Source organism: Mesorhizobium sp. M0751 (genome assembly GCF_040320265.1).
GTDB lineage: Bacteria > Pseudomonadota > Alphaproteobacteria > Rhizobiales > Rhizobiaceae > Mesorhizobium.
In genome coordinates, this window is record NZ_JAMYPH010000006.1 from 243470 (window position 1) to 267430 (window position 23961).

At 60.8% G+C, this 23961-nt stretch carries 21 protein-coding genes; 11 read left to right on the plus strand and 10 right to left on the minus strand.

Features of this window, described 5'->3' with window-relative positions; genetic code table 11:
• The first annotated feature begins 1 nt into the window (after window position 1).
• From map to NKI19_RS13030, 3 genes are all read left to right on the plus strand, one after another.
• The gene (map, locus tag NKI19_RS13020) at window positions 2–829 is read left to right on the plus strand and encodes a type I methionyl aminopeptidase (protein ID WP_352492768.1); all 828 of its coding nucleotides are present in this window, start codon (window positions 2–4) and stop codon (window positions 827–829) included.
• 52 nt (window positions 830–881) lie between these two features.
• Window positions 882–1526 (plus strand): JAB domain-containing protein, encoded by a 645-nt coding sequence (locus NKI19_RS13025; RefSeq protein ID WP_352565315.1) that lies wholly within the window; start codon window positions 882–884, stop codon window positions 1524–1526.
• A gap of 131 nt (window positions 1527–1657) precedes the next feature.
• A complete protein-coding gene (locus NKI19_RS13030; protein WP_352565313.1) occupies window positions 1658–2899 on the plus strand; it encodes a tyrosine-type recombinase/integrase in 1242 nt (413 codons plus the stop codon).
• 99 nt (window positions 2900–2998) lie between these two features.
• On the opposite strand, the gene NKI19_RS13035 is transcribed toward NKI19_RS13030, so the two are convergent.
• The 4 genes from NKI19_RS13035 to iolD are packed head-to-tail and all read right to left on the minus strand — an operon-like array spanning window position 2999 to window position 7918.
• The gene (locus tag NKI19_RS13035; RefSeq protein WP_502899276.1) at window positions 2999–4132 is read right to left on the minus strand and encodes a Gfo/Idh/MocA family protein; all 1134 of its coding nucleotides are present in this window, start codon (window positions 4130–4132) and stop codon (window positions 2999–3001) included.
• A gap of 43 nt (window positions 4133–4175) precedes the next feature.
• Window positions 4176–5237 (minus strand): sugar phosphate isomerase/epimerase family protein, encoded by a 1062-nt coding sequence (locus NKI19_RS13040; RefSeq protein ID WP_352565309.1) that lies wholly within the window; start codon window positions 5235–5237, stop codon window positions 4176–4178.
• Between the two features lie 10 nt (window positions 5238–5247).
• The gene (locus tag NKI19_RS13045; RefSeq protein WP_352565307.1) at window positions 5248–6066 is read right to left on the minus strand and encodes an SDR family oxidoreductase; all 819 of its coding nucleotides are present in this window, start codon (window positions 6064–6066) and stop codon (window positions 5248–5250) included.
• A gap of 1 nt (window position 6067) precedes the next feature.
• Window positions 6068–7918 (minus strand): 3D-(3,5/4)-trihydroxycyclohexane-1,2-dione acylhydrolase (decyclizing), encoded by a 1851-nt coding sequence (gene iolD, locus NKI19_RS13050; RefSeq protein ID WP_352565306.1) that lies wholly within the window; start codon window positions 7916–7918, stop codon window positions 6068–6070.
• A gap of 107 nt (window positions 7919–8025) precedes the next feature.
• Between iolD and iolG the strand changes: the two genes are divergently transcribed.
• From iolG to NKI19_RS13090, 8 genes are all read left to right on the plus strand, one after another.
• On the plus strand, window positions 8026–9036 hold the full coding sequence (iolG, locus tag NKI19_RS13055; RefSeq protein WP_352565304.1) for an inositol 2-dehydrogenase: 1011 nt from the start codon (window positions 8026–8028) through the stop codon (window positions 9034–9036).
• Window positions 9037–9039: 3 nt separating this feature from the next.
• Window positions 9040–10476 (plus strand): NAD-dependent succinate-semialdehyde dehydrogenase, encoded by a 1437-nt coding sequence (locus tag NKI19_RS13060; protein ID WP_352565302.1) that lies wholly within the window; start codon window positions 9040–9042, stop codon window positions 10474–10476.
• 9 nt (window positions 10477–10485) lie between these two features.
• The gene (locus tag NKI19_RS13065) at window positions 10486–11295 is read left to right on the plus strand and encodes an HpcH/HpaI aldolase family protein (RefSeq protein ID WP_352565301.1); all 810 of its coding nucleotides are present in this window, start codon (window positions 10486–10488) and stop codon (window positions 11293–11295) included.
• Window positions 11295–12263 carry a hydroxyacid dehydrogenase gene (locus NKI19_RS13070; RefSeq protein WP_352565299.1) on the plus strand — a complete coding sequence of 323 codons (969 nt, stop codon included), beginning with the start codon at window positions 11295–11297 and terminating at the stop codon, window positions 12261–12263. The genes NKI19_RS13065 and NKI19_RS13070 overlap by 1 nt, the downstream gene beginning before the upstream one ends.
• Before the next feature lie 223 nt (window positions 12264–12486).
• Complete coding sequence (locus tag NKI19_RS13075; protein WP_352565297.1) at window positions 12487–13563, plus strand: ABC transporter substrate-binding protein; 1077 nt, start codon at window positions 12487–12489, stop codon at window positions 13561–13563.
• Between the two features lie 58 nt (window positions 13564–13621).
• Window positions 13622–14437, plus strand: a complete 816-nt coding sequence (locus NKI19_RS13080; RefSeq protein ID WP_352565295.1) for an ATP-binding cassette domain-containing protein — start codon at window positions 13622–13624, stop codon at window positions 14435–14437.
• A gap of 34 nt (window positions 14438–14471) precedes the next feature.
• Window positions 14472–15671 carry a sugar ABC transporter permease gene (locus NKI19_RS13085; RefSeq protein ID WP_352565294.1) on the plus strand — a complete coding sequence of 400 codons (1200 nt, stop codon included), beginning with the start codon at window positions 14472–14474 and terminating at the stop codon, window positions 15669–15671.
• 20 nt (window positions 15672–15691) lie between these two features.
• Window positions 15692–16678, plus strand: a complete 987-nt coding sequence (locus tag NKI19_RS13090) for a MurR/RpiR family transcriptional regulator (protein WP_352565292.1) — start codon at window positions 15692–15694, stop codon at window positions 16676–16678.
• A gap of 591 nt (window positions 16679–17269) precedes the next feature.
• Here NKI19_RS13090 and NKI19_RS13095 read toward each other — a convergent pair.
• The 6 genes from NKI19_RS13095 to NKI19_RS13120 form a co-directional block, all read right to left on the minus strand.
• Window positions 17270–18181: a LysR substrate-binding domain-containing protein gene (locus NKI19_RS13095; RefSeq protein WP_352565290.1), complete on the minus strand. Its 912-nt coding sequence runs from the start codon at window positions 18179–18181 to the stop codon at window positions 17270–17272.
• Window positions 18168–19007, minus strand: coding sequence for an alpha/beta hydrolase (locus NKI19_RS13100; protein WP_352565288.1), 840 nt, complete (start codon window positions 19005–19007; stop codon window positions 18168–18170). Before NKI19_RS13100 ends, NKI19_RS13095 begins: the two co-directional genes overlap by 14 nt.
• A 5-nt stretch (window positions 19008–19012) precedes the next feature.
• Window positions 19013–20119 (minus strand): zinc-binding dehydrogenase, encoded by a 1107-nt coding sequence (locus tag NKI19_RS13105; protein WP_352565359.1) that lies wholly within the window; start codon window positions 20117–20119, stop codon window positions 19013–19015.
• Window positions 20119–21366, minus strand: coding sequence for an NAD(P)/FAD-dependent oxidoreductase (locus NKI19_RS13110; protein WP_352565286.1), 1248 nt, complete (start codon window positions 21364–21366; stop codon window positions 20119–20121). Before NKI19_RS13110 ends, NKI19_RS13105 begins: the two co-directional genes overlap by 1 nt.
• Before the next feature lie 6 nt (window positions 21367–21372).
• Window positions 21373–22374 (minus strand): fatty acid desaturase, encoded by a 1002-nt coding sequence (locus tag NKI19_RS13115; RefSeq protein WP_352565284.1) that lies wholly within the window; start codon window positions 22372–22374, stop codon window positions 21373–21375.
• A gap of 97 nt (window positions 22375–22471) precedes the next feature.
• Complete coding sequence (locus NKI19_RS13120; RefSeq protein WP_352951140.1) at window positions 22472–23959, minus strand: sugar ABC transporter ATP-binding protein; 1488 nt, start codon at window positions 23957–23959, stop codon at window positions 22472–22474.
• Window positions 23960–23961 lie beyond the last annotated feature (2 nt).

Sequence of the window (23961 nt, forward strand, 5' to 3'; positions counted from 1 at the left end):
AATGGTCACCTATCTCGACGCCGCCACGGCACCGCTCAGAAACACCGGCCAGATCCGTCTTTACGACGAGGAAGGCTTTGTCGGCATGCGCAAAGCTTGCGATCTCACCGCGCGCTGCCTAGACGAACTGGTGACGATGGTGGCGCCCGGCGTCACCACCGAAGCGATCGATCGCTTCGTCTTCGAGTTCGGCATGGACCATGGCGCGCTTCCGGCAACGCTCAACTACCGTGGCTACACGAAATCATCCTGCACCTCGATAAACCACGTCGTCTGTCACGGCATACCCGACAGCAAGCCGTTGAAGGATGGCGACATCGTCAATATCGACGTCACCTATATCCTCGACGGCTGGCATGGCGACTCTTCGCGCATGTATCCGGTGGGCACGATCAAGCGTGCCGCGGAGCGGCTGCTCGAAGTCACGTATGAGTGCCTGATGCGCGGCATCGCGGCAATCAAGCCGGGCGCCCGCACCGGCGCCATCGGCGCCGCCATCCAGACCTACGCCGAAGCCGAGCGTTGCTCGGTGGTGCGCGATTTCTGCGGCCATGGGGTCGGCCGGCTGTTTCACGACGCGCCGAATATCCTGCATTACGGTAGCGCCAGCGAAGGCGTCGAGATGCGGCCGGGCATGATCTTCACCGTCGAGCCGATGATCAATCTCGGCCGGCCGCATGTGAAAGTGCTGTCGGACGGCTGGACCGCGGTGACGCGCGACCGTTCGCTGTCGGCGCAGTACGAGCACACGATCGGCGTCATCGAAACCGGCTGCGAGATCTTCACGCTGTCGCCAAAAAACCTCGACCGCCCCGGCCTGCGGGCCTAGTGTCTGGCAGATCGGGCGTTACCTTGCCCGGCAAATGCTGGGTGGGGCAGCCATGAACGGTGACGACGACGAGCGGGCCTTCTTTCCCGAAAGGCCGGTGCGATCGCCCGCCAAGGCGGTGGCCGCCGACAAGCCGCATTATCTCGGCCATCGCGACCGCTTGCGCGAGCGCTTCGCCGCCGGTCCCAACACCCTCCCCGACTATGAACTGCTCGAGCTTTTATTGTTTCGGCTGATCCCGCGCGCCGACACCAAGCCGGTCGCCAAGGCATTGCTGGCACGCTTCGGTACATTGGCCGAGGTCCTCGGCGCGCCCGTCGAGCGCCTGCAGGAGGTGAAGGGCATCGGCCCGGCGGTGGCGCTCGACCTTAAGGTGGTTGCGGCAACGGCGCAGCGCATCGCGCGCGGCGAGATCGCCGGCCGCGAGCTGTTGTCGACCTGGACGCAGGTTCTCGAATACTGCCGGTCGGTGATGGCCTTCGAGGAGCGCGAGCAGTTCCGCATCCTGTTCCTCGACAAGAAAAACGCGCTGATCGCCGACGAAGTGCAGCAGGTCGGCACCGTCGACCACACACCGGTCTATCCGCGCGAGGTGGTCAGGCGCGCCTTGGAGCTCTCTGCCACGGCGATCATTCTGGCGCACAACCATCCATTTTGGCTTCTAAACGTCACGAATAATCCCGCTCAATCATTTTGAATCATTGATCTTTTTGGCCTTGCGTATTGGGGGCGATATTTGGCATATTGAAGGCGGTCTTCGGCGAGTGAACGCCTTACCGTCACCAATTAACGAGCCCATACCGCCCCCAAATCTGCAAGAGTTCAACTATGCCCAGCCTCACTGATGGAGCCATTCGGCGAGCGATCAAACAGGTCGAGAAATCAGGAAAGCAGGCAGACCTCGCCGATGGTGAAGGTCGCGGCACGGGTCGGCTGGTGCTGGTTCTGAAGGCGATGCCGACGCGGGTGACAGCCGAGTGGATGGCTCAGCAGTGGCGCGATGGGAAACGGACGAAAAAGAAGATCGGTTCCTATCCGTCGACCTCACTGGCCGGAGCGCGTGATCTCTTTCAGCGCGACTTCGCCAATCTGATCCAGAAGGGCCGCAGCATCAAGATCGCCACGGATACCCGGCCAGGAACCGTCGGCGATCTGTTCGAGGCCTATGTCGAGAACCTCAAGGAGAACGGCAAGTCCTCCTGGAAGGAAGCCGAGAAGGGGCTGGACAAGGTTGCCGACATCCTCGGGCGCAATCGATTAGCGCGTGAGATCGAACCCGATGAAGTCGCCAACGTCATCCGCCCTATCTACGAGCGCGGGTCCCGGGCCATGGCGGATCATGTCCGCAGCTACGTCCGTTCCGCCTATAGTTGGGGCATGAAGTCCGAGCATGACTATCGGAACAGTTCCCCTCGCCGCTTCCGGCTTGCTTACAATCCGGCGGCGGGCATCCCGACCGAGCCAAAGAAAGTCGGCACTCGCTGGCTGGATGAGGATGAGTATGTGCGGCTATATCGCTGGCTCGAATGCCCCGATACTCCCGTGCATCCGCCCTACCCGCGCGCCATCCGCATCCTGATGCTGACGGGACAACGCGTCGAGGAGATTGCCCGACTACACATCGATCAGTGGGACGCAGCCGAAGCAATCATCGACTGGTCAAAGACGAAGAACAGCCGGCCGCACGCCATACCGGTTCCCGCGCTGGCCGCCGAGTTGATCAATTCCATCAAGCCCAACAAATATGGATGGTTCTTTCCATCAGCGAACGACCCGTCCGTACCGGTCAGCCACAACACCCTTTACAGCTTTATCTGGAGGCAGCGGGAGCGTGGCGTCATCCCGGCGGTCACCAATCGCGATCTGCGGCGCACCTGGAAGACACTCGCTGGCAAAGCCGGGGTGACAAAGGAAATCCGCGACCGCATCCAGAACCATGCCCTGCATGATGTGAGCTCGAAGAACTACGACAGGTGGAACTACATGCCGGAAAAGCGAGCCGGCATGAAAAAGTGGGACAAGTTCGTCACCGCATTACTGGGCAAGGGGCAGAACCGCAAAGCCGCATGATCCCATTTGTGCAACAGCCCGTTGCATCAAATGGCTGCTTCGCGCCTCAATGTCGGCCATTGAGATCAACTTTGTCGGTGCCCGATAGCAGACACAGTGTCAAACGGCGACGGGCCTCATCCAAGTGGGGTTGGAAGCGGTCGCGCTGTCAACGACTGCGTCGATGAAGGCGACGCCCTTCAGGCCATCGTAGGCAGTTGGGATATCGCGACCTATGGCCATGGGCTCGCGCCTTTCGCGCTTGGCATGGATCGCCTCCGCAAACCCGGCGTAGAGGTTGGAGAACGCTTCCAAGTATCCCTCGGGATGGCCCGGCGGCGTCCGGGTTCGCACCTTGGCGGCTTCGCTGAGATCGTCGCCGCCCCGTTTGATAATCTCGGTTCGCCCGCCAAGGCGCGCGTGGACGAGCTCATTCGGCTGTTCTTGGAACCAGGAGAGGGACGCTTTTTCCCCGAACACGCGCAGCCGCACACCATTTGACGATCCCAACGCCACCTGGGAAGACCATAGAAGACCACGGGCGCCACCTTGATAGCGAAGCATTACATGAGCATTGTCATCGAGCGCACGCCCTTGCACGAACGTGGCGAGATCCGCAGTCAGAGACTCGAGCTTCAGGCCAGAGACAAAACCAGCAAGGTGATAGGCATGGGTGCCGATGTCGCCGATCGAGCCACCTCTGCCGTTTTTCTTGGGATCGGTACGCCAAGCCGCCTGGGCGTTGCCCTCTGTCTCGATGGCGGTCGCCATCCACTCCAGCGGGTACTCGACCTGGACGGTCCGAATCTTTCCGAGCTGGCCGCTGGCGACCATGTGCCGTGCTTCGTGCACCATCGGATAGCCCGAATATGTGTAGGTCACGCCCATGAACTTGCCGCTGTCGCGCACCTGCTTCTCAAGCGAAATGGCGTCTTCGAGGGTAGCTGTCAGCGGCTTTTCGCAGATTACGTCAAAGCCAGCTTCCAGGAACGCCTTGCTTATGGGGAAGTGGGTGAAGTTCGGCGTACAGATGGCGACGGCGTCTATTCTGTCCTCGCGAGACAACTCCCCGCTGATCATCGCCTTGTAGTCGTCATAGGAACGGTCGGAGTCGAGGCCTTCGCGAGCCGCAAAGGCGTGGCCGCGGGCCGCGTCGACATCGAACGCGCCGGCGACGAGTTGCCATGCGCCGTCCTGCCTCGCGGCGATGCGGTGAATGTTGCCGATATAGGCTCCCTGACCACCGCCCACCATGCCCAGTCGGAGGGTCTTTTTCGTCATCGTATCGGACATTCGTCTATGCCTCAGTCAAGCCAAGCATCGCGCGGTTGGCGGCTTTGTTGGCGCCAGATTTCACAAAATCGTCAAATGCGCGGTCGGCGACGCGGATGATGTGTTCGCGAATAAATTTGGCGCCTTCCGCTGCACCGTCCTCAGGGTTCTTGATGAAACATTCCCACTCGAGAGTGGCCCAGCCATCGAAGCCATAGGTGGATAGCTTCGTGAAGATCGTCCCGAAATCCACCTGGCCATCGCCGAGCGACCGGAACCGCCCCGCGCGCTTGGACCATGGCTGGAAGCCGCCATATGCACCTGTCTTGCCGTCAGGCCGGAACTCCGCGTCCTTGACGTGGAACATCTTGATGCGCTCGTGGTAGTGATCGATGAAGGCGAGGTAATCCAGGGCCTGCAGCACAAAGTGGCTGGGGTCGTAGAGGATGTTGCAGCGCGAATGGTTTCCGACCCGCTCGAGGAACATCTCGAAGGTCAGCCCGTCATGAACATCCTCACAGGGATGGATTTCGAAGCAGAGATCCACACCCTGCTCGTCGAAGTCGTTGAGGATCGGCAGCCAGCGACGGGCAAGTTCGTCGAAGGCATCATCGACCAAGCCTTCCGGCCATTGCGGATAGGGGTAGAGGTATGGCCAGAGAAGGCTGCCCGTGAAACTCACATGGCGATCGATGCCAAGGTTGCGCGAAGCCCGTGCGGCGAACCCCATCTGTTCCTCCGCCCAGGCGCGCCGGGCGCTCGGGTTGTTGTGGACGGCCGCCGGAGCAAAACTATCCATGATGCGGTCATGCGCGGGATGCACCGCCACCAGCTGACCGGTGATATGTGATCCGAGCTCGGGCAGTTCGAGGCCCTTTTCTGCGACGACGCCTTTGAGGTCATCGCAGTATGTCTTGCTTTCGGCCGCAAGCTTCATATCGATAAGGCGCGTGTCCCAGGTCGGTATCTGGACGCCGGCAAAGCCCTTGTCCGCGACCCATCCGGCCAGGCCAGGCAGCGTGTTGAACGGTGCATCGTCGGTCGCGAATTGCGCCAGATAGATGCCTGGTCCTTTTATGGTTTTCATCATTGCCTCCTCATGCGGATAAGGCCAGCGCGGGTGCCGGGGGACCACCATCATAGGCGCCCCAGACCGATTGATCGAAATGGACAACCGCACCCGTCATCATGCCGGAATCGTCCGATGCCAGGAAGAGAACCGCGCGGGCAACCTCCTCGGGCGCGAGCAGCCGGCCAAAAGGTTGAGCCGCCGCGGCTTTAGCCAGCCAGTCAGCCTCGGCGTGATGGTGTTCTCGCTGTACGCGGTCCTCACCGTCAGACGCCATCCAACCGATATCGAGCTGGTTCACGCGGATCTGGTTGCGCATAAGCGCGTAGCCGGAATTCCGGGTCAGCGTGGCGAGCGCCCCTTTCGATGCCGAATACGAGGACAGGAAGGGTTGGCCGGCTCTCTCCGACGTCGAGCCGATGTTGACGATGCTTCCCTTTATGCCCTGGCTGATCATCAAGCTCGCGGCTTCCTGCATCAGGAAGAACGGCGCCCGGACATTGATCGCGAACATGCGGTCGAACAATTCAGGACTCGTGTTGAGCAGGTTTCCGCGATCGGTGAGGCCGGCCGCATTCACGAGGATGTCGACGCGCCCATATGTGGCTTCGGCCTGCGCCAAGACGGCCCGGCAATGATCGACGTTCCCAAGATCGGCGACCACGAAAGTGACCGGGACATCCGTATCTGAGGTAATCGCTTTGGCGACAGCTTCGCCTTTATTTCGGTCGCGACCGCAGGTGATGATGCCTGCCGCGCCCGCCTGGGCGAAAAGCCTGGCAACGGCCGCGCCGAGGCCCTGCGTGCCGCCGGTAACGACTGCTATTTTCCCATCTATCCGGTTCACGTCAAACTCCGACCCGCTGCTTGCTGCGGATTTCGAGTTGCTGGGCGCGCGCCTTCTGCACGGACTCTCGCTCGGAGACCTCTGGCACACCCACATCCCAGTCGGCGTCTCCGGGCACCCATGCAAAGGCATCGGTGACGATGGTGAGCACGGTGGTGCGGTCGGTCTCCTGCGCCCATTCCATGGCGGCCTTGAGATCGGCGAGACTTTCGCAACGTCGCGCGAGAGCTCCCATCGATTCTGCGTGCTTCACGAAGTCGACTGGGAACGGGTCCTTGACGCGGCAATCCCTCAGGAGATTGTTGAAGCCGGGAACACCCTTGAATTGCTGCAGCCGGTTGATGACGGCGAAACCACCATTGTCGCAAACCACCACGATCATCTTATGGCCGGAGAGCACGGTCGAGTAGATATCAGAATTCATCATCATGTAGGTGCCGTCGCCGATCATCACGATTGGCGTGCCGTCACCGTTCTTCGCCATGGCATGACCCCAGCCAGCGGCTATCTCATAGCCCATGCAACTGAACCCGAATTCGCAATCGAAGGTGTTGCTCTGCTTCACCCGCCAGCCCTTGGTGACTTCGCCTGGCGTGCCGCCGGCGGCAGCAATCAGGGTGTCATTCGGTTTGGCGACTTCATTCACCACCGCGACGACTTGGGCATAGGTGGGAACAGGCCCGTTTGTAGGTGCCTGATATTTGTCCAGCAGCTTGTTCCACTCCGCGAACAGCGTTTTCGCGCGCTTCATGTGGTCGGGACTGATCTTCCAGTCGCCTAGCGCCGCGTCCAGTTCGGCAACCGTTTCGAACGCATCGCCGACGACCGCGACCGCACGATGCTTGTTCGCGTCATAGCGGGCGGCGTTGATCGAAATGAACCTGGCGTCTCGCCGGAATGCAGTCCAGGATCCAGTCGTGAAATCCTGCAGGCGTGTCCCGATCGCCAGGATGACATCTGCGTCCTGCGCCAGCGCATTAGCGGAGGTGGAACCGATGATGCCAATGGGTCCGGCATGCGCGGGATGGTCGTGTGTGAGAGCGCTTTTGCCGGCTATGGTCTCTACGATCGGAATGCCGCGCCGAATCGCGAAATCAGCGACCAGGTCCTCGGCCATCGAGTATCGAACGCCACCGCCCGAGATGATGAGCGGCTTCTTTGCCTTCTTTAGAAGCTCTACAGCCTCTGACAGTTTTTTGCGGTCCGGCCTTGGACGCGGCACTGCCCAAGTCGTCGGTTCAAAGAACGCAAGCGGATAATCATACGCCACTTCTTGCGCATCCTGTGCAAGGCCGAGGAAGGCTGGCCCACAATCGGCCGGGTCGAGCATGGCAGCGACGGCTTGGGGCAGCGACGAAATGATCTGCTCGGGCAGCAGAATACGATCCCAATACCGGGTCACTGCCTTGAAGGCGTCATTGACGGATATGGTCGGATCGTTGAAGTGCTCAACCTGCTGCATAACCGGGTCCGGCACGCGATTGGCGAAAATATCGCCCGCAAGGAGAAGTACCGGCAGGCGATTGGCATGTGCCGTTCCGGCAGCGGTTATCATGTTGGTCGCGCCTGGTCCGATCGATGTCGCTGCGACCATGAGCCGGCGACGTCGATATGCCTTTGCAAAGGCAACCGCGGCGAGCGCCATCGACTGCTCGTTCTGGCCGCGCCAAGTCGGCAATTTCTCCTGCACCGCCTCCAGCGCTTCGGAAAGGCAGGTGACGTTGCCGTGACCGAAGATACCGAAAACACCGGCGAAGAGTGACACCTTTTGGCCATCTATCTCCGTGAATTGATTGCACAAATAGCGCACTAGCGCCTGCGCCATCGTCAGGCGCACGGTCTCGCGGGACATCGCATCTCCTCCCATGCATCAGGTTTCGAGATACCTACGAAATATTTATTGACAATGCAAGAGTTTCGCAACAAACATTGCAAAAATGTGCGGAACGGGAGGAATTCTTGTTGAAGATCGCAGTGCTGGGCTGCGGCAGGATCGGCCGTATGCATGCGGCTAATATTGCCGCACACCCCCGTGCATCGCTGGCTGGCGTGCTCGACGTTTATCGTGCCGCGGCTGACGAGGTAGGCGCCAAACTTGGAGCGCCGGTTTTTGATTCTGTCGATGATCTGATCGGGAGCCAGCATGTCGACGCGGTGCTGATCGCGACATCCACGCCAACTCACGCCGATCTGCTCGAGAAGGCGGTCGCCGCCGGCAAGCCCGTTCTTTGCGAAAAGCCAATCGATCTCGACCTTGGCCGCGTGCAAAAGTGTGCACAGGCGATCCGGTCCAAGAGCGATGTCCCCATCATGTTGGGCTTCGTAAGGCGTTTCGACGCCGGCCACCGCGCGGTCCGCGATGGGGTTCGTGCGGGCGACATCGGCGATCTCCACCAGGTGGTTATCACATCCCGCGATCCTGGAATGCCCCCGGTCGCCTACGCTGAGGCTTCCGGCGGTATTTTCCGCGACATGACCATTCACGACTTCGATATGGCGCGGTTCGTTCTGGGCGAGGAGGTCACCGAAGTGTTCGCTGCCGGAAGTCGACTGGTCGACAAGCCGTTGATGGACCGGCTCGACGACTACGACACCGTTTCGGTCGTCCTGAAGACGGCTACTGGCAAGCAATGCATCATCAACAATTCGAGGCAGGCAACTTACGGCTATGACCAGCGTGTCGAGGCCTTGGGTTCCGGGGGCATGCTGGTGTCGGAAAATCGCCGGCCGCATATGGCCAGCCTCCATCGGGCAGACTTCACGGGCAAGGCCGCGCCACTGCTCAACTTTTTCATAGATCGATACGCCGAGGCTTTCATGGCCGAAATCGGCGCTTTCGTGGACGCTATCGAAACGGGAAAAAAGCCGGAAGTCGGATTCGAGGACGGCTATGCCGCCCTCGTCCTGGCCGAGGCGGCGATCAGGTCGGCCGCCGAGCGCTGCACCGTCAGCATCAGTGAGATTGGGTGATCCATGTATCAGAACTATGGTCTCTTCATCGATGGCCAGTGGATGGCCTCATCGGACAAGACTCAAGCCGAAGTCGTGAGCCCCGTCAGCGACCAACCAATGGGCGCTGTGCCCGTTGCGACCGTGGCTGATACCGAGGCCGCGCTTGCCGCGGCCGCTAAAGGGTTGCGGGAATGGGGATCCACGGGCGGATTCGCCCGTGCGGATGCCCTTCACAAGATCGCGGACGAGATGATCCGGCGTACCGAAGAAGCCAGACGCATGATCTCGCTCGAGACGGGCAAACCCGTCGCGCAGGCGGAGAGAGAGTGGACATTGGCGATCGACCAATTCAGGTGGTTCGCTGAAGAGGCGCGGCGGATCTACGGCAGGATTATCGAATCGCGAGTTCCTGGCGGCCGTTTCGAAGTATTCCGCGAGCCGGTTGGCATCGTCGGCGCCTTCACCGCCTGGAACTTTCCCGCTGCGCTTGTCGCTCGAAAAGTCGCGCCGGCGCTGGCTGCCGGATGCTCCGTCCTCGTGCGTCCGTCAAGCCAAACGCCTGGCGTCGCCATGGTCATGGTCGACTGCATGCGTGTCGCCAATCTTCCCAAGGGCACGGTCAATCTGGTGGTGGGACCGACTGCCACGACCTATGCCCCGATCATGGCCGACAAGGCAGTGCGAAAAGTGTCCTTGACCGGTTCGACCCGCGTCGGCCAGCAGATGATCCGGGATGCGGCGGACACCGTTAAAAAAGTGTCGATGGAGCTTGGCGGCAACGCCCCCCTGATCGTCTACGACGACGCGGATCTCGAGCTCGCGCTTAACGTGTCGGTGCCGACGAAATTTGCGAATGCCGGTCAGGTGTGCGTGACGCCCGATCGGTTCTTCATCCATGACAGCCTTCACGATCAGTTCGTCGACGGCTTCGTCAAGAGGGCCAAGGCACTCAAGCTAGGCGATGGGCTTGATCCATCGACCCAGATGGGCCCGCTAATAAACGCGGCTCGGTTCAGAGAGATCGACGCCATCGTCGCCGATGCGGTGAGCGCAGGCGCGACATTGGTTGCGGGCGGCGGTCGGGCGTCGGATCTCAATTCGGGCCATTTCTTCGTGCCGACCGTCCTGACCGATGTCACGGACGATATGAAGGTCTTCGACCAGGAGAACTTCGGTCCCATCGCGGCGATCACGCGCTTCACTGAGGAAGAGGAAGCACTCTCACGCGCAAATGCCTCGGACATGGGCCTGTCCGCTTATGCATTTACCCGTTCGCCTGGACGAGCGCGTCGCACTGTTTCCGCGCTGAAGGCCGGGATGGTCGGCATCAACAGCTTCGCCTTGGCGGCATCCGAAGCTCCATTCGGCGGCACCAACCACTCCGGCATGGGACGTGAAGGCGGGACCGAAGGCATTAACGACTACCTCGATACCAAGCTCACACAGATCGTGTTCTAGGAGGCTCGAATGATAAAGAACAAGCTGAAGCAGATTTGGGCCGAGGGTCGACCGACGATCAACGGCTGGCTTTCGATCGGAAATGCCTTCACGGCCGAGATCATGGCGGCGCAGGGCTATGACTCCGTTTCGATCGATATTCAGCACGGCGCTTTGGACTATGCCGCGGTGTTGCCCATGTTTCAGGCAATGCGGGCTTCCGGGGTCGTACCCATGGCTCGTGTTCCCTGGCTCGAACCCGGTATCATCATGAAAGCGCTGGATGCGGGCGCATATGGCATTGTCTGCCCGATGGTAAACACTGGCGCGCAGGCTGCGGAGTTCGTCAGCTACCTGCGTTATCCGCCGTTAGGGCAGCGTAGTTTCGGGCCAACCAGGGTCAGCTTTGCAGCCGGCTCTAATTACGCAGGCGAAGCCAACGACGAAATCCTGGCTTTTGCGATGGTCGAAACCAAGCATGCGATGGACAACCTCGACGAGATCGCTGCTACGCCGGGTCTGGACGGTATCTACGTCGGACCTGCGGATCTGACGCTCAGCCTGACGCAGGGTAGACTGCCTCCCGGCTTCGATCGCGAAGAGCCCGAGATGATCGACGCCCTGCGCCGGATCGTGGCGGCCTGCAAAGCCAACGGCATCAAAGCGGCCCTGCACTGCGGCACCGCCGACTACGCAGCCCGCGCCATCGAATGGGGATTCAACATGACCACCGTCGCGGGGGACTCTCGCCTCCTGGCCGCAGCCGCGGCGGCAAGTGTCGGTCGCTTTCGGGAACTAACAGGACGGGTCGCCGCCGCCGGAGAGAAGGGGGCCCACTGATGCCGCATATCCTTATTGCCGGGAAACTGCATTCCTCCGGCGTAGCCCTCCTGAACAGCCTGCCGGACATCACGTTCGACTATGTTGAAGAAGTGTCCGAGCAGTCATATGCACCTCTGATCGGCAAGGCGGACGCACTTGTCCTTCGGACTCAACCCTTGTCTGCCGAGACTGTTGCGAAAGCCGATCGCCTGAGGGTCGTTTCCCGGCATGGGGTTGGATATGACGCCGTGCATTTGCAGTCGTTGAACGAACGCGGCATCGCGCTCACGATCGTCGGAGACGTAAATTCAGTCTCGGTCGCTGAGCACGCCATGATGCTCATCCTTGCCGCGTCCAAACGTGCGCTTCGTGCCGATCGCTCGGTACGGCAACCCAAGGAGTGGGGATGGCGCAACAATCTGGAGTCGCAGGAGATTTCGGGCAAGAATCTCCTCATCGTCGGGTTTGGCCGAATTGGGCGCCATCTGGCGCGCATGGCTTCCGGCTTTGGCATGGACGTCAAAGCCTTCGACCCTTATTTGCGAGAGCAAGGCTGGCCCGAAGGCCCGGTCAGTGCGGTAGCTACGCTGCGAGACGGTTTGTCATGGGCCGACATCGTTTCGATCAACATACCCAAGGCCGACCAGCCGCTGATAGGCCGCGCGGAATTTGCTGTCATGAGGCGTGGCGCCATCCTGGTGAATACGGCCAGAGGAGGCATTGTCGAGGAGCAAGCTCTCGTTGACGCTTTGCGCTCTGGCCAGGTCGGCGCTGCGGGCCTTGATGTCTTCGACCGTGAGCCGCCGGCCGAAGGCAACCCACTGGTCAATCTGCATCAGGTCATCCTCTCACCTCACATCGCTGGGCTGACAAGAGAGTGCGGAGAACGAATGGCCGTGGCTTCAGTCCGAAACGTGATCGATTTTTTTTCGGGGAAGATCGACCCGGCTTTGGTCGTGAACCGCTCCGCAGGCAAGGCCGCTTGACGAGTGGGTTGCGTTCGAGGTGGTGCTTGTATGCAATGCTTTTTGCGGTTTTATGGATCAGTCACGTATCGTTGCATTTTTCCTTTGACTCATCGTGTTTTGCGGAATACATAATTGTGCAATGAGCATTGCAAGCGTCAATGTTCAGGCCGGGGAGGAGAAGGCGAGGAGAGAGATCTCAAGCCCGCAGCTCCGGGTAACCATTGTTCCACGGGAGGTCTGAATGGAACGACTGATTTCTACCCTTTTCGCGTCAACCGTCATTTCCGCGGCCCTGCTTGGCGGTGCCGCCGCAGCGGACAAGGCGAAGGTTTTCTTTCTCCTTCCCAACGAAACGACGATCCGCTTTGAAAGCCGTGATGCTCCTTTTTTCGTTGCGGCCATGAAGGAGAAAGCCCCGGACGTTGAAGTCGTCGTCGCCAACGCCCAAGGCGACCCGTCCAAGCAGCAGTCTCAGGTCGAGGACGCCATTGCCCAAGGAGCGAAGGTCATCCTCCTCACTTCCGCCGACGCCAATCTCGCCGCCGGCGAACTGGCAGCGGCGGCCAAGGCGAATGTGCCTGTCGTGCTCTACGATCACGATGCCGTTGGCGGAAAGGCCGAGGCTCATGTGGTGTTTGATTCACTTGCCGTTGGCCGCGAGCAGGGCAAGCGTGCCGCCGAACTGATCAAGGCGATGTCGAAAACCCCGGTAAAGGTCGCCCGAGTGAAGGGCAACCAGGGCGAATATGGCACCAAGCAGTATGAAGCGGGCCAGGATGAATTCCTTAAGCCGCTGATCGATTCCGGCAAGGTACAGGTCGTCTGTGAGCAGTACACGCAGAACTGGGATCCGACGATCGCTCAAAGCTTCGCCGAAGACTGCCTCACCAAGAATGGCGGCGACGTCGACGCTTTCATCGGCATGAACGACGGCACGACCGGCGGCTCGGTTGCGGCCCTCATTTCCCAGGGCTTCAAGCCAGGCGACAAGCTGGTGACTGGTGGACAGGATGCAACCGTCGAAGCGCTGCGCTACGTCGCGCAGGGCTGGCAGGACAACTCCGTGCTTAAGGATCTCAAGGTTCAGGCGAACTATGCGGCCGATGTGGTCGCATCGATCGTGGCCGGCAAAGGTGTTCCGCAGAACCTGATCAACGGCAAGGTCAACAACACCTTCATGGACGTGCCGGCTGTCTTCCTTCCTGTCTCGAACATCACCAAGGACAACCTCGGCGACGTGGTGAAGGCCGGTGTCTGGACTTGGCCGGAGATCTGCAAGGGCATTGAGACGACCGATATCTGCAAGAAGAACCTGTAGAGCCACGAAGGGGGGCCACCGACGATGGCCCCCCACCAAGCCTGGGGAGGAGAAAACAATGACCGTACCAGCAGATGAGCCTTCCATGCGGCAGGCGTCGGCCAGGAACTCGTCCGTGCCGCTCCTTTCCCTCCGCAATATCCAGAAGTCGTTTGGGTCAGTGCACGCGCTACGCGGCGCGTCCGTGGACGTTCACGCCGGCGAGATTGTTGCCCTTGTCGGCGACAACGGAGCCGGCAAGTCGACGCTCGTCAAAGTCATGGCAGGCGTTCATGCCGCTGACTCCGGCGAATACGAGATCGAGGGCAGGCCGGCGCTCGTTCGCACCCCATCTGATGCCACCAAGCATGGCATTGCCACCGTCTACCAGGACCTCGCCCTGTGCAACAATCTGGACGCGGTGCAGAACCTGTTTTTGGGACGCGAGCTTACCGGCTCGCGCCTGTTCGGTAGCCGCATAAGACGAGCGGAGTGCGAAGTGCGGGCACGCGAGGTCATGTCCCGGATGCGGCTCAGCAATCTCTCGCTAACCCGACCCGTCGGTGCGATGTCGGGAGGACAGCGCCAGAACATCGCCATCGCCCGGTCGGTCCTGTGGAAGCCCAAGGTTGTAATTTTGGACGAGCCCACCGCGGCTCTGAGCCACTCGGCCGCGCAGCAGGTCGCGGACCTCATACGCAGCCTCGCTGATGACGGGCTTGGTGTGGTCGTTGTCAGCCATGATATCCATCACTTCGTAGTCAACTCGACAGACAGGATCGAGGTTATGCGCCTTGGCGCGAACGCCGCCAGTTTCCGGTCGAAGGACGTGACCGGAGAGACAGTCGTGAATGCGATGGTGGGCGGCAACGAAGGTGTAAATCTGGCCGGCTGATCCGCCGCCGAAATTCACCTCAGGGAGGAAAGTCATGGTCTCGATCTCGGCAAGCGCGGCTCCGAAACGCCGCACCTTTGGCGAGTTGCTTGGAAGCGACCTTCGGGCGTTGCCAGTGATAATTGGACTTGTTGCGCTTTGGGTCTTCTTCGCTCTTCAAAGCGACGTGTTTCTCACGCCTCGCAATCTTTCTAACTTGCTGCTGCAGTCGACCGTCGTCGGCATCATGGCGCTCGGCCTGATGTTTGTGCTTCTGGTTCGAGAGATAGATCTCTCGATTGCGGCTATCCATGGCGTCACGGCGGTGATGAGCGCCAAAATGATTGTCGACTACGGTATCTCCCCGTGGCTTGCCCTTCCGCTGTCTGTCTTGCTTGGTGCTGCAATCGGCTCGGGCTCAGCCCGCTGGGTAAACTGGATCGGTGTGCCTTCGTTCGTGGTTACGCTTGGGCTCGGCCTCGCATTGAACGGCATACAGCTGCTTTTATTGCCTGCCACGGCACGGTTCGGGCTCATGGGTACGGGCGTCGAATTGATTGCACAAACGACGATCGAAGGAATTTACGCCTGGCTTGCCTGGGCGGCCGGCATCGTAGTGCTGGCGCTTCTCATTCTCTCCAGCGTCCGGCGCAGACGCAAAGTTGGCCTGGAAGTCTCTGTCATGCATGCGGTCGTTATACCGTTGACTGTATCGGCACTCATTGGCGCCGCGGTGGTCGTGGTCCTCAATGCCAATCAGGGAATTCCGCTACCAGTGCTCATATTTGCCGTTCTGCTTGGGCTGGGCGGGTACATTCTCAACGAAACGCAGTTCGGCCTCTACCTCTACGCGATCGGCAACAATGCCGAGGCCGCCAGGCGTTCCGGCATCAAGGTCCCGCGCATTCGGACCGCGGCGTTTGCCATCGCAGGCGGCGTCGCGGCTATTGCGGGCATCATTGCGTCCTCACGAACGCTGGGTGTGGGGGTATTTTCCGGCGGTGGCGTCGGCGGCGGTACCCTTCTGCTGGAATCCATAGCAGCGGCGGTCATCGGGGGCGTCAGCCTGTTCGGTGGGCGCGGCGCCATCCATGCGGCACTGCTTGGGGCATTGGTCATCGGAACCGTTCAAAACGGCCTCAATCTCATGGGCGTCAAGAACGAAGTCAGGCTCATCGTCACCGGGTTGCTGCTCGTCCTGGCGGTCTCGATCGACAAGATCATCGAAAAGCTGACCGGCCAGCAAGCCTATTGAACGATGGGAAATGGTCCACATTGAAAGATGCGGATCATTTCGCCAATCCATTGGCAATTCCAACGAGTTCGGGGCACACTGCAACGAATTTTGCAGGAATCTTGAATATGAATGTTGCCGAACCACCGAAGAACTACGAAGAACTCATCCGCCTCGTGCATGATCGTTTCGAGGGCATGAGTAAATCGTATCAGGCGATCTCGGTTTACCTGACCCAGAACCCGAACGACGTAGCGGTTCTCTCGGTAAGCGCGATCGCCGAGCGCTGTGGAATCCACGCGTCCAGTTTTGTTCGGTTCGCGCAGTCACTCGGCTATGAGGGCTTCAAAGAGCTTCAGGGCTTGTTTCAAAAGCGCCTTTCCACTGCCGCACCAGGCTTCGAGGCGAGGATGCGGGCGCTCGAGGCGGAGCTGGGTAGTCGGGAAGATCGAAGCGAACTTGGATTTCTGCGGGATCTGGTTGTGCGGGATATCGCATCGCTGCAGGATTTGCTGGCGGACGTTTCGGCTGACAAGATCGTCGAGGCCGTCGATCTGTTGCAGAAGTGTGAGACAGTCTACCTGATAGGACAGCTGCGCTCGGCCCCGGTTGTCGACCTGTTGCGCTACGTCCTGACTATGCTTGGCAAACGTTGCGTCCTCCTGGATCCCAGCGGTGGCCTCGCAACCTACATGGCGCGCACGATCACTCAGCGTGATCTCCTGTTTGCGGTATCCTTCCGGTTCTACGCGACCGAAGTCGTCAATGTGGTTGAACAGGTGGCTGCGGCCAAGGTGCCGATCATCGCCATTTCGGACAGCACCTTGTCTCCACTCGCGAAATCGGCCTCGGTGCTTTTTGCCGTTCCGGAACATGAATACACCTTCTCGCGCTCGCTGGCGGCCCCGATGTGCCTCGCACAAGCTCTCACGGTGGCATTAGCGAGCCGGCTCCAGCAGAGCCCGGATAGTCCTCGAATACCAACAGTTACCAGTCCCCAGGGCCGGCAGCAGCAGCCTGTTTCCTGAACTTTGGCTTCGAGGAGATTAGCTAACTGCTCGAGAAACCGGCCTCAGCAGCAATCGTATTCGGGAACGTGCGAAAGCGTCCAATGCGGCGCGGCCACCTTGCGCAAGCTGACCTTGGGGGACCCGTAAACGGACAGTCCGTTTACGGCCCCAAATGCTGCCGAGCAGCAATGCGCCTAATGTCGGTCATTCAGACCCGCACTATTGTGTCTCGAAAGCGGCCATTTATCCTGGGGTAAATAGTGACTGGCAATGTTGGGAAGCGGACCGGCGGCTTTCGAAGCGTGCCCTACGAAATCAGACGTCCGTTAGGCGTCGCTCTGCGCCTGCTCCAACCTACGTGCGGCGGGGATTAGAGTGGCCTACGCGGCAAGTCGACATGCCTAAAGTCCATCAAGGGGCCGATTCGCGTGACGGTCTACAGCTAGTGCTAGCTTTCGATCCGCCCGAGAGCCTTCAATGTCATGCTCAATCTCAATCCGAAAATTCATATGCGGCAATCGTTTGCGGGAGCTACATGCCAGCATTGTCGCAAACGGATGCGTAGAACAATTCCGTCCAAGCGCTCATTGGATCGAGAACGCCCTTCTTTCATTCATCGGGAACTTGAACCGACTTCTGATGACCCCTGACTAATTTCATGAACGCGTCTATGGGGCGAAGGGTCTGACGCGCCTTCAGGCACGCGGCGAAGGATTGCGTGAAGGGTTTGTGATCGGAAATTGAAAGTGCCGTCAGGCGATCGTCCGGGAGAAATTCGGTTTTGGAAACGATGCCGGCGCCTAGACCTACGGCGACAGCTTCACGAACCCCGTCGCGTGGGATTTCCATCACTACGTTCGGCTTCACCCGATGCTGGTCGAGCAACTCCTCCAGCGCGCGACGGGTCATCGAACCCGGCTCGCGGACGATCAAGCGCTGCCCGTCCAGTTCCTCAAGATCGATCTGCCGGCGCCCGCCCCATGGGTGGTCGCGATGGACGAAGACGATCACCTCATGGCGACCGAGTTGAATGAGATCGAGACGCGGATCGTCGTAGTCGCGGCCGATGATTGCGACATCCACCTCGTAGTTCAGAAGCTTGTTGTAGATTGCGTCCGAATTGCCGCTTTCCAGGAAAACCTGCATCAGCGGGTATTTTGCGTGGAAGGCGCTGAGCAGTTCCATAACGAAAAACGGTCCGACGGTACCGACGCGCAGCTTGCCCGATATCTGGTTGCCCTCGGCCTGCAGAATTCCGACCGCCTGCTCCTCCAGCGAGAATATCTGGCGAGCGACGGTAAGCAGCGCCTCACCGGCATCGGTGAGCTTCAGGCCGCGCGGCGAGCGCAGGAAAAGCTGGACGTCGTACGTCTCCTCCAGCGCCTTGATCTGCGTCGTCACCGTCGGTTGGCCGACGCACAGCAGGTCCGCCGCCTTCGTGAAGCTCAGTTCACGCCCGACCGCATAAAAGGACCGCAGCTGGCTGAAATTGACGAAATGCAGCTTGTTAGCGCCAGTCAATCCTTTTCTCCTCCCGGCGAAAGGCTTTCGCCGCCCGCGTGATCCCTTCGGCGATTTCCGAATGCTCCTCCAGCAGATCGCAAAGGACCGTGTAGTGGTTTTTGTCCCGGAGCGAAACCAGTTCGGCAGGTTGGCCGCTCGCATGCCAATGCGCTACGAACCGCTCGGACTGGCTTATGAACTCGGACGTTTCGCTTGCCCCGGCAAAAGCCGTCAGTGGACAGCAAGGCGGCGGGCGACGCATGGGGCTGAGCGCCGCGGCGCGCTCGACGTCCAGGCCGAGGGCTGCATTCAGCGATGTTTCCACCAGCGGCTCGACGTCGAAGATGCCGCTGATCGGCGCGCACGCCGCCAGCGGCACATTGCAAGCTTTGGCATTCATGGCCAGCATTGCGGCGAGATGTCCCCCGGCCGAGTGGCCGGTCGCGATCCAGAGCGGCGGCGGCGCTTCGAGCATGTCCAGGATTGCGGGCAGGCAACCACTGACACTGCCAACGATGGCTTTCATGTCGGCGTCGGGCGCCAGCGGGTAGTTCGGCAGGGCAACCGAGAACCCTCGAGAAAGCAGCGACGAAGCGACGAAAGAATAACGGTCTTTGTCGAGGCTCTGCCAGTAGCCGCCATGGACGAAGACCACTAACGGCGCGCCGTTGCCTGCGGGAAAAAGATCGAAGACCTGGCGTGGATGCCCGCCATACGCCAAGTTGCGTTTGCAGGGAAGCGTCGCGCGCGCCGCGGCACTTGCTTCGTCGAACCTGCGGTAGACATCCATCCGCTCCGGATATCGGTCGCGGAAGACGTACCCGGCTTCGGTGCGGCGTCCCATGTCGTTCACTCGAAATGGACAACGCCGCGAACGGACTTTCCCGCCCGCATCAAGTCGAAGCCGTGATTGACCTCGCCGAGCGTAAGCCTGTGGGTGATCTGCCGGTCGAGGTCGAGCTTGTCATCCATGTAGAAATCGATCAGGCGACCGAGCCCGCTGCGGCCCTTGACGCCACCGAAATAGCTCCCCCGGATAGTTCGGCCATAACGCACCCCGACTGGCGGAAAGCCCATTTCAGCGCCTGGAGGTTCAACCCCGAGCAGCACCGCTGTTCCCCACGCCGGATGGCAGCAATCGAAGGCCTGGCGCATGACAGGCACGATTCCGGTACACTCGAACGCGACATCGGCGCCACCCTCGGTGATGTCACGGATAGCCTGCACTACTTTCGGGCCATCACGCCCCGCATCGATGAAATCGGTCATGCCATAGGCTTTGGCGAGTTCGGTTTTTCGGTCGGTGACATCGACGCCGATGATCGTCCTTGCACCGGCCAGCCGTGCCCCCTGGATGACATTGATACCGATGCCTCCCAGTCCGAACACGACGGTCGCATCGCCCTCGCGGATATCGGAAAGCGCGGCACCGACGCCGGTGGTGACGCCACAGCCGAACAGACAAACCTTGTCCAGCGGGGCATCCTCCCGGATCTTGGCCAGAGCGATTTCGGGAACGACCGTATAGCGGGACAGCGTCGAGGTGCCCATGAAGTGATGCACAGGCACGGCGTCCAGCGAGAAACGTGGCGTGCCGTCCGGCATCACGCCCTTGTCGCGTGTCGGTTTGATCGTCCAGCACAGATTGGTGCGGCCGCTCCTGCACATGCGGCAATGCATGCACTCCGGCCCGTAGAGCGGAATGACGTGATCGCCGGGCCGCAATCCGATGACGCCTGCGCCGGTCTCGACGACGCGCCCGGCACCCTCATGTCCGGGAATCAGCGGATAGACGCTGGTCGCATTGACGCCGTCCAGCGCCGTAAGGTCGGTATGGCAGAGACCGGAAGCGACGATCTCGACCAGCACTTCGCCGTGGCCTGGCGGCGCCACCCGCACGGTTTCGACCGCCAGGGGCCGGTTCGGCTCAAAACAGATCGCAGCAGGCGAGCGGATCACGACACGCGCCTTGCAAGCGAGGCGGGAAACGGCGCGAGTCCTTTGCGAACGAGGTCCGCTGCATCCAGTTTGCCGCCTGCCTTGATGATTTCGCGCGCAATGCGGATATCGCGGCCACAGCCGACGCCGACAGCGCCGATCAGCCGTTCGCCTTCGGTGAAATAGGCCAGATATGCGCGTTCGCCAGGCTTGCCCCGCTCGTAGGTTGGCTCATCTTGGCAGGGCAGGCCGGCCACTTGGATGTTCAGGTCGTATTGATCGGTCCAGAACCACGGCACCTCGCCGTAAGCCGCCGGTTGGCCGCAAAGATAGCTGGCGACTATGCCCGCCTGGTCCTCGGCGTTCTTCCAGGATTCCAGTCGCCAGCGGCGACTGAAGAATGGATTTTCGTGAGCGGCGACGTCGCCGACGGCGAAAATGTCGGGATCGCTGGTCTGGCCGAATGCGTTGACGACGATGCCGTTGTCGATATCGAGCCCGGCTTCGCGAGCCAGGCGGTCGTTGGGGGTACCGCCGATGCCGACCAGCACGAGATCAGCCTGCAGTTGCGAGCCGTCGTCGATGTGCAGGCATGCGGTCTGGCCTAGCGATTCCGAGGCGGCGATTTGCCGGCCACAGAGGATGCGAACCCCTGCCCGCTCGTGCACCTGCGCGATCCATCGCGACAGATAGCTGGGGAGCAGCCGGCTCAGCGGCCGATCCGAGGCCTCAAGCACGGTGACGTGGGCGCCTCGCTGGACGGCGCTCGCGGCAACTTCAAGGCCGATCAGTCCCGCTCCGACCAGCACGATCGACATACCGGGGACGATCCGGCTGCGCAGCGACAGCGCATCCTCGAAGGAGCGGAGATAAGCGATCCGGTCGGCAATTGGTTTCAGACTGGCGATCCTGCGTGGCGACAGTCCCGTCGCCAACACCAGTTTGCGATAGGCGAGCGGGCTACGGCCCTCCAGCGCAACCGACTTCGCATGCCTGTTGATGCCTGTCGCCTCGGCGCCTAAATGAAAGGTTACGCCGATCTCCTTCCATTTCGCCGACGGCAGCAGATAGGCGTTCGCCGGCGCTTCAGCAGACGTCAGCACGCTTTTCGACAGCGGCGGCCGCTCGTAGGGCAGTTCCTTTTCGATCCCGATCACGTCGATCGATCCGGCGAAGCCGCCGTGCCGAAGCCGCTCCGCCGTGCGGCCGCCCGCATGTCCGCCGCCGATTATGACGACGCCGGCTGTTCTCCCGATGTTTGCCACTGCCGCTCACGCTCCCTGGCCGGCGGGCGTATTGCCGGCGCGGCTGCTCTTCCGCACCTCGCGAAGGATCTCGCGATGCACCCGGAAGTAGCCTTTGCTCACGCACTGAAGATGCGGCGAGACTTCGGCGTGGAGCTTGCCGAGCGCGTGGAACGGAACGGACGAGGCAAGGTGGTGCTCGGCATGGAACGGCATGTTCCAGTAGAGCAATCGCAATACGGGGTTCGCCAAGGTCGTGCGGGTGTTGGCGAGAAGGTTCGGGCTCTCCTCGGCCCCGGTATGTTCGGCCATGCGAATGGCGCGCAGTACAGGTTCGCCCATGAACCGGGGCAGCAACCAGTAGACCAGCGCGACAGCGCTGCCAAAGTAGATCGAGACGGCTGCGATGGCGATGTAGGCCAGGATCAGCAGGCGGATTTCCAGCATCACCTGTTTGAAAACAGATTCCGGCAGGAACTCGCGCTCGTCCTCCGTGAAATGTCCTGTCGACCCGCGCCACAACGTGCCGACGAGTTTCGGCCAGAAAGAGAGGCCCAGGATCTGCCCGAAATAGTCGCGCAGCGACGTTGGGAAAGGCACGATGTCCGGGTCATGGTCCTCGTGCTGGGTGAACGTGTGGTGCGCAGCATGGCGGTATTTGAAGTAGAGAAACGGGCGGAACGTAAAGGCGGCGACGGCGAAGCCGACGAGATGGTTGATCCATCGCGAATGGAAGGCGGTACCGTGCGAGCACTCGTGCAGGGGCGCGAAGAGCAGCACGATGACAATGCCATAGGCAAACATCGCGGGAATTTGCAGCCAAAGCGTTCCGGCCGACAGATAGATCGCGAGAATGCCCAATGCCAATGCCGACAGATGAACAGCCAGCCTGATCAGCCCCGGCCCATTGGTGCGCGCGCGAAGCGTCTTCAGCTTGTCGCGTGAAATGATTTCCGGTCCCGTCAGCGGCCAGATCTTGCTGCCGATGCCGCCGATCCCGGCATAGCTTGCAGAATTATCTCCCTGCATGCTGATCCTCCTTCAGATTGCTCGTTGTCACGGAAGATCTACCCAGGCGTTCGGCGAAAGAAAAATTCATTGTTCCCATGGCGCTATCGCTTCGGCCTCACACGACGAAGCAATGAGCGATGGCCTCCGCCGAAAACTCCTCGCGGTGAAAGTGTCCGGTCACCCGGCCGCGGCTCATCACCAGGATTCGATCGCAGGCATCCATCATCTCCTGCAGTTCGGTGGTCAGCAGCAGGATGGCCTTGCCCTCCTTCGCGAGATCCTGGATTGCGCGCCATATCTCGAACTTGGCGCCGACATCGACGCCCCGAGTCGGATCTTCGGCAATCACGATGTCGCCGCCGTGGGCGATCCATTTGCCGATGACGATCTTCTGCTGGTTGCCGCCGGACAATTGCGAGGCCGGCTGCGACAGCCCACTGGTTTTGATCGCCAGCTTTTGCATGAGATCATTGGCTGTTGCATTTCTTTGCCGGCGTTTCAGGAAGCCCAAACGGCCGAGCCGGCGCAGGATAGTCATGCCGAGATTGTCGCCGACATTCATCGGCAGGATCAGCCCCTCCCTCTTGCGGTCGGCGGGCATGAAACCGATGCCCGCCGCGATAGCGTCCCGAGGCGAGCGCAACGCCACCGGCCTGCCTCGCACCCGGATTTCGCCGCGGTCGATCGACATCGCGCCGAAGATGGCGCGAACAACCGCTTCGCGCTGGCAGCCAAGCAGGCCGGCAATGCCGACGACTTCGCCCGCCCGGACTTCAAGCGACACGTCGTCGAAGACCGTTGCCTTGCCGATGGCCCTGGCCTCCAGCGCAACGGCGCCGTGCCGTCTTTCCCTGTAGGCCGTCTGGCCAGGCTTGTGTTCGCGCCCAACCATCAACGAGACAAGCGCTGCCTCGTCCAGCTCCGCCATGGCGCGCGTGCCAACCACGCGGCCGTCGCGCAGCACGGTGACGCGATCCGATATCTCAAGAACCTCACTCAGCCGGTGAGAGACGTAGATGATGCCGAGGCCGCTCGCCTTGAGCTTGCGGATTATGTCCAGCAGGTGACGAACTTGGTCGTCATTCAGCGAGGCGGTCGGCTCGTCGAACACCAACACGCGCGGCCGACTTGCAAGGGCCCGGCAGATTTCGACAATCTGCTGCTCATTCAAGCTGAGTTCGCCGACCGGCCGCGAAGGGTCGAGGCTGACGTGGATTTCGTCGAGCAGTTCCTTCGCCATCCGATTGAGCGCCGCACGATTGTTCCCGCCCATGCGACCCGCGGGCTCGCGGCCGAGAAAGATGTTTTCTGCGACACTGAGATTCGGGCACAGCACCAGTTCCTGATGGACCAGCGCCAGCCGCTTCGCCAGCGCCGCCGTCGGGTCGCCGAGGACCACCGGGTTGCCTTCGATCAGGATTTCGCCGCTGTCGGCTGCGGTCAGGCCGTTCATTACCGAAAGCAGCGTCGATTTGCCGGCGCCGTTCTCGCCGACCAATGCATGCACTTCGCCGGCGTTAAGATCGAATGTCACGTCGGCGAGCGCCAGCACGCCCGGAAACGTCTTTCGAATGGCTTTGAGTTCGAGTAGCGGGGCGCCCATCG

What these genes read in the sequence shown, in the direction of transcription:
- map (WP_352492768.1), top strand. Translation starts at nt 2, where the DNA reads ATGGTCACCTATCTCGACGCCGCCACGGCACCGCTCAGAAACACCGGC.
- NKI19_RS13025 (WP_352565315.1), top strand. Translation starts at nt 882, where the DNA reads ATGAACGGTGACGACGACGAGCGGGCCTTCTTTCCCGAAAGGCCGGTG.
- NKI19_RS13030 (WP_352565313.1), top strand. Translation starts at nt 1,658, where the DNA reads ATGCCCAGCCTCACTGATGGAGCCATTCGGCGAGCGATCAAACAGGTC.
- NKI19_RS13035 (WP_502899276.1), bottom strand. Translation starts at nt 4,132, where the DNA reads ATGGTGGGCGGTGGTCAGGGAGCCTATATCGGCAACATTCACCGCATC.
- NKI19_RS13040 (WP_352565309.1), bottom strand. Translation starts at nt 5,237, where the DNA reads ATGAAAACCATAAAAGGACCAGGCATCTATCTGGCGCAATTCGCGACC.
- iolD (WP_352565306.1), bottom strand. Translation starts at nt 7,918, where the DNA reads ATGTCCCGCGAGACCGTGCGCCTGACGATGGCGCAGGCGCTAGTGCGC.
- NKI19_RS13060 (WP_352565302.1), top strand. Translation starts at nt 9,040, where the DNA reads ATGTATCAGAACTATGGTCTCTTCATCGATGGCCAGTGGATGGCCTCA.
- NKI19_RS13065 (WP_352565301.1), top strand. Translation starts at nt 10,486, where the DNA reads ATGATAAAGAACAAGCTGAAGCAGATTTGGGCCGAGGGTCGACCGACG.
- NKI19_RS13070 (WP_352565299.1), top strand. Translation starts at nt 11,295, where the DNA reads ATGCCGCATATCCTTATTGCCGGGAAACTGCATTCCTCCGGCGTAGCC.
- NKI19_RS13075 (WP_352565297.1), top strand. Translation starts at nt 12,487, where the DNA reads ATGGAACGACTGATTTCTACCCTTTTCGCGTCAACCGTCATTTCCGCG.
- NKI19_RS13080 (WP_352565295.1), top strand. Translation starts at nt 13,622, where the DNA reads ATGACCGTACCAGCAGATGAGCCTTCCATGCGGCAGGCGTCGGCCAGG.
- NKI19_RS13085 (WP_352565294.1), top strand. Translation starts at nt 14,472, where the DNA reads ATGGTCTCGATCTCGGCAAGCGCGGCTCCGAAACGCCGCACCTTTGGC.
- NKI19_RS13100 (WP_352565288.1), bottom strand. Translation starts at nt 19,007, where the DNA reads ATGGGACGCCGCACCGAAGCCGGGTACGTCTTCCGCGACCGATATCCG.
- NKI19_RS13115 (WP_352565284.1), bottom strand. Translation starts at nt 22,374, where the DNA reads ATGCAGGGAGATAATTCTGCAAGCTATGCCGGGATCGGCGGCATCGGC.
- NKI19_RS13120 (WP_352951140.1), bottom strand. Translation starts at nt 23,959, where the DNA reads ATGGGCGCCCCGCTACTCGAACTCAAAGCCATTCGAAAGACGTTTCCG.